We start from the raw sequence: 4,173 nt of genomic DNA, 5'->3' as shown, positions 1-4,173 counted from the left end.
CCGACAGCCTCATCGGCCCGGTCTGGGTGGCGAGCACCCGCGACGGCGTCAGCTTCCTGCGCGCCGCCGCGGAGCTGCCCGACGACGGGTTCATGCCCCGACAGGAGTTCCAGGCGGCCTACCGCCGCCGCTTCGGCCGCCCGCTGCGCCCCGTCGACGAGCTGCCCGAGGGACTGGAGGCCGCGCTGCACGGCGACGCCTCGGCCACGCCGCGGCTCGACCTGGGCGGGCTGACCGACTTCCAGCGCGACGTCCTCGCCGCGACCCGGACCATCCCCGCCGGCGAGACCCGGCCCTACGCGTGGGTCGCCGCGGAGATCGGCCGGCCCGGCGCGGTCCGCGCGGCCGGCACCGTGCTGGCCACCAACCCGGTGCCGCTGCTCATCCCGTGCCACCGCGTGGTGCCCAGCCACGGCGACGTCGGCCGCTACATCTTCGGCACCCCCGCCAAGCGCCGGCTGCTCGCGGCCGAGGGCGCCGCGCCCACCGCCCCGACCTCCGGAGGAGACACCCCGTGACCACCGCCGCCGCGGCCGTCGACCTGCCCGCCCTCGAGCGCCTCGACTGGCCCGCGATCGCCGGCCGCCTCGACACCGAGGGGTTCGCGTCGCTCGGCCCCCTGCTGACCCCGGAGCAGTGCCGGTCGATGATCGAGGTGTTCGACGACGACGGCGCCTTCCGCTCGACGATCGACATGGCGCGGCTCTCGTTCGGCGAGGGGCGCTACCGCTACTTCGCGAACCCGCTGCCGCCGCTCGTCACCGCGCTGCGCACCCGGCTCTACCCGCCGCTCGCGGCGGTCGCCAACCGGTGGGCCGGCGTCCTCGGCGAGACCAGCTTCCCCGAGGACCACGCGGAGCTGCTGGACCGCTGCGCGGCGGCGGGGCAGACCAGGCCGACGCCGCTGGTGCTGCGCTACGGCCCGACCGGTTACAACTGCCTGCACCAGGACGTCTACGGCGACCTGACCTTCCCGCTGCAGGTGCTGGTCATGCTCAACACCCCGGACGTCGACTTCACCGGCGGCGAGAGCGTGTTCGTCGAGCAGCGCCCCCGCCAGCAGTCCCGCCCGATGGTCGCCCGGCCCGGGCTCGGCGAGGCCATCGTCTTCCCGGTGCGCCACCGCCCGAAGCTCGGCGCCCGCGGGTACCACCGCGTGCAGATGCGCCACGGCGTCTCGGCGGTGCACTCCGGGAACCGCCACGTCCTCGGCGTGATCTTCCACGACGCGCGGTGAGGCCTCCCGGCGCCGGGGATCCTGGGCGCATGGTGGCCGACCGGAGTGTGCCCGCGCCCGACGGCCGGACCCTCACCTACCGGGAGCTCGGTACCGGACGGCCGGCGGTCCTGCTCCACGGGTTCACCGCGCACGGCGCCACGTGGTTCGACGCGGGCCCGGCGCACGCCCTCGCCGAGCGGGGCCACCGCGTGATCGTCCCCGACCTCCGTGGCCACGGAACCAGCGCCGCCCCCGACGAGCCGGGCGCCTACCCGCCCGACGTCCTCACCGACGACCTGTTCGCCCTCCTCCGGCATCTCGGGCTCGACGGCGAACCCGGCGGGTACGACCTCGCCGGCTACTCCCTCGGCGGGCGGGTCGTGCTCCGGGCGCTGGTGCGCGGCGCCCACCCGAAGCGGGCCGTCGTCGCCGGGCAGGGCCTGCGCGCCGTCACCGGGCCCCTCGACCAGCGCGGGCTGTTCCGCCGCACCCTCGACGCGCTGCTGGCGGGCACACCACCGGCGCTCGACTCCCCCGAGGGCGCCACGGCCGCGTGGATCCGCCGCAGCCGCAACGACCCGGGCGCCCTGCGGCAGGTCCTGGACGCGACGCGGGTCCCCGTCACCCGCGACGAGCTGGCCACCGTCCCCACCCCGGTGCTCGTCCTCGCCGGCGCCGACGACGAGCACCAGGCCCCCACCGCGCGCGCACTCGCCGACGCGCTGCCCCACGGGCGCCATGCAGAGGTGCCCGGCGACCACCTCACGGCCCTCGGCACCCCCGAGTTCCACGCCGCGGTCCTGGAGTTCCTCGCCGAGGACACGGACGCGCCCTCGGGCCACCGGTGAGCGGTGGGGAGGATGCACGCGTGGACACGTTGCTGATCTCCGGCAGTACACGACGTGGCTCGACCAACTCCGCCGTACTCGCGACCCTGCACGCGCTCGCCGGCCGCGAGCTCACCACCGCGGTCTACGGCGAGCTCGCCGCGCTGCCGGCGTTCAACCCCGACGACGACCACGACCCGCTCCCCGATCCCGTCACGCGGCTGCGTGCCGCGATCCACGACGCCGAGTCGATGCTGTTCTGCACCCCGGAGTACGCCGGGGCCCTGCCCGGGGCGTTCAAGAACCTGCTCGACTGGACCGTCGGCGACGCCCACCCGCGCTCGATCAGCGGCAAGCCCGTCGGCTGGCTCAACGTCTCCGGCCCGGCCGCCCCGAGCGGGGGCGCCGACGCCCACGAGTCGCTGGCCAAGGTGCTGGGCTACGTCGGCGCCCGCGTCGTCGACGCCGCCTGCCTGCGGCTCCCGCTGACCCGGGACGCCGTCGGCGCCGACGGGCTGGTCGGCGACGAGGCCGTGCGCGCCGCCCCCCTCGGCGCCCTGCGCGCGTTGCGGGCGGTGTGAACCCGGTGGGCTCCGCCCACGGCGTGAACCCTCCGGGCCCCGATCACGAACGCCCGGCGTGACCACCGACCTCGACCCGCCGCCCGACACCGCGGCGCCCTCCGCCGGGACCCGGCTCCCGCGGGCCGTCGCCGGAGCGATCGGCCTGCTCGCGGTCGGGATGGCGCTCGGCGTCGGGGACCTCGTCGCGGCCTTCACGGCCCCGCCGTCGTCACCGGTGCTCGCCGTCGGCAACCAGTTCATCCGGCTCACCCCCGAGCCCCTCAAGGAGTTCGCGACCAGCACGTTCGGGGTCCACGACAAGCAGGTGCTGCTGGCGAGCATGGCGGTCGTCATCGCGGTCGTCGCGGTCGTCGGCGGGCTCCTCTCCCGCCGCACGCCCGTCCCGGGGCTCACCCTCGTCGTCGTGCTCGGCCTGGTCGGCGCGACGTGTGCGATGGCGTCCCCGACCGCAACCGCCGCCTACCTGGTCGCCCCGCTGGTGGCCCTCGTCGCCGGGGTGGCGACCTTCGTCGTCCTGCACCACCTCGCCCGCCGCGCCGCGGCCCCGCACGCCCCGGAGGACGACGCGGCCGGCGCCCCCCGCGACGCGCGCCGACGCCTCGTCCTCGGGCTGGGGGCCGCGCTCGCCGGCGCGGGCGTGACCGGCGTCCTCGGGCGCACCCTCGCGACCGCGGACGCCGCGGAGGCCTCCCGCGCCGCCGTCGGGCCGCTGCCGGGCGGGAACGCGCCCCCGCCTCCCGCGGCCGACTTCGCCGCCTCCGGGACGCCCACGTGGCTCACCCGCAACGCCGACTTCTACCGCATCGACACCGCGCTGCAGGTCCCGCAGATCTCGACCGCGGACTACAGCCTGCGCATCCACGGCCTCATCGACCGCGAGATCGTCCTGAGCTACGACCAGCTGCGCCGCCGCGCACTCGTCGAGGCCCCGATCACGATGTGCTGCGTCTCCAACGACGTCGGCGGGGACCTGATCTCCAACGCGGTGTTCGTCGGCGTCCCGCTCCGCGCCCTGCTCGCCGAGGCCGGCGTCCGCGCCGGCGCGGACCAGATCGCGTCGACCAGCGCCGACGGGTTCACCACCGGCACCCCCGTCGCCGCCTGCACCGACGGCCGCAACGCGATGCTCGCGCTGGGGATGAACGGGCAGCCGCTGCCGATCGAGCACGGCTTCCCGGTACGCATGGTCGTCCCCGGGCTCTACGGGTACGTCTCCGGCTGCAAGTGGATCACGGACATGGAGCTGACGACGTTCGACGCGTTCCAGTCGTACTGGCAGCAGCGCGGCTGGGCCCAGCAGGCCCCCGTCAAGACCCAGTCCCGCATCGACGTGCCCCGCGCCGACGCGACCGTGCCGGCCGGCCGCGTCACGGTCGCCGGTACCGCGTGGGCCCAGCACCGTGGCGTCGCGCGGGTCGAGGTCCGCGCCGACGGCGGGCCGTGGCAGACCGCGGAGCTGGCCGCCGACGCGTCGATCGACACCTGGCGCATGTGGCGCACCGTGCTCACGCTCACGCCCGGCCGGCACACCCTGCAGGTCCGG

At 76.3% G+C, this 4,173-nt stretch carries 5 protein-coding genes; all 5 read left to right on the top strand.

The window, feature by feature from the left end; translation table 11 throughout:
- Positions 1-518 (top strand): methylated-DNA--[protein]-cysteine S-methyltransferase (locus AC0CYZ_RS29475; protein ID WP_472221672.1); only part of this gene is annotated, 518 nt, incomplete at its 5' end.
- Positions 515-1,237 carry a 2OG-Fe(II) oxygenase gene (locus AC0CYZ_RS29470; protein ID WP_472221671.1) on the top strand — a complete coding sequence of 241 codons (723 nt, stop codon included), beginning with the start codon at positions 515-517 and terminating at the stop codon, positions 1,235-1,237. The genes AC0CYZ_RS29475 and AC0CYZ_RS29470, both read left to right, overlap by 4 nt.
- 29 nt (positions 1,238-1,266) lie before the next feature.
- The gene (locus tag AC0CYZ_RS29465) at positions 1,267-2,067 is read left to right on the top strand and encodes an alpha/beta fold hydrolase (protein WP_472221670.1); all 801 of its coding nucleotides are present in this window, start codon (positions 1,267-1,269) and stop codon (positions 2,065-2,067) included.
- Positions 2,068-2,087: 20 nt separating this feature from the next.
- Positions 2,088-2,627, top strand: coding sequence for an NADPH-dependent FMN reductase (locus tag AC0CYZ_RS29460; protein ID WP_472221669.1), 540 nt, complete (start codon positions 2,088-2,090; stop codon positions 2,625-2,627).
- Between the two features lie 58 nt (positions 2,628-2,685).
- Positions 2,686-4,173, top strand: a 1,488-nt coding sequence (locus AC0CYZ_RS29455) for a molybdopterin-dependent oxidoreductase (protein ID WP_472221668.1), incomplete at its 3' end; no start/stop codon positions are given.

This window comes from Actinomycetospora sp. (assembly GCF_055612215.1).
This window is presented reverse-complemented; position numbering and strand designations above follow the sequence as displayed.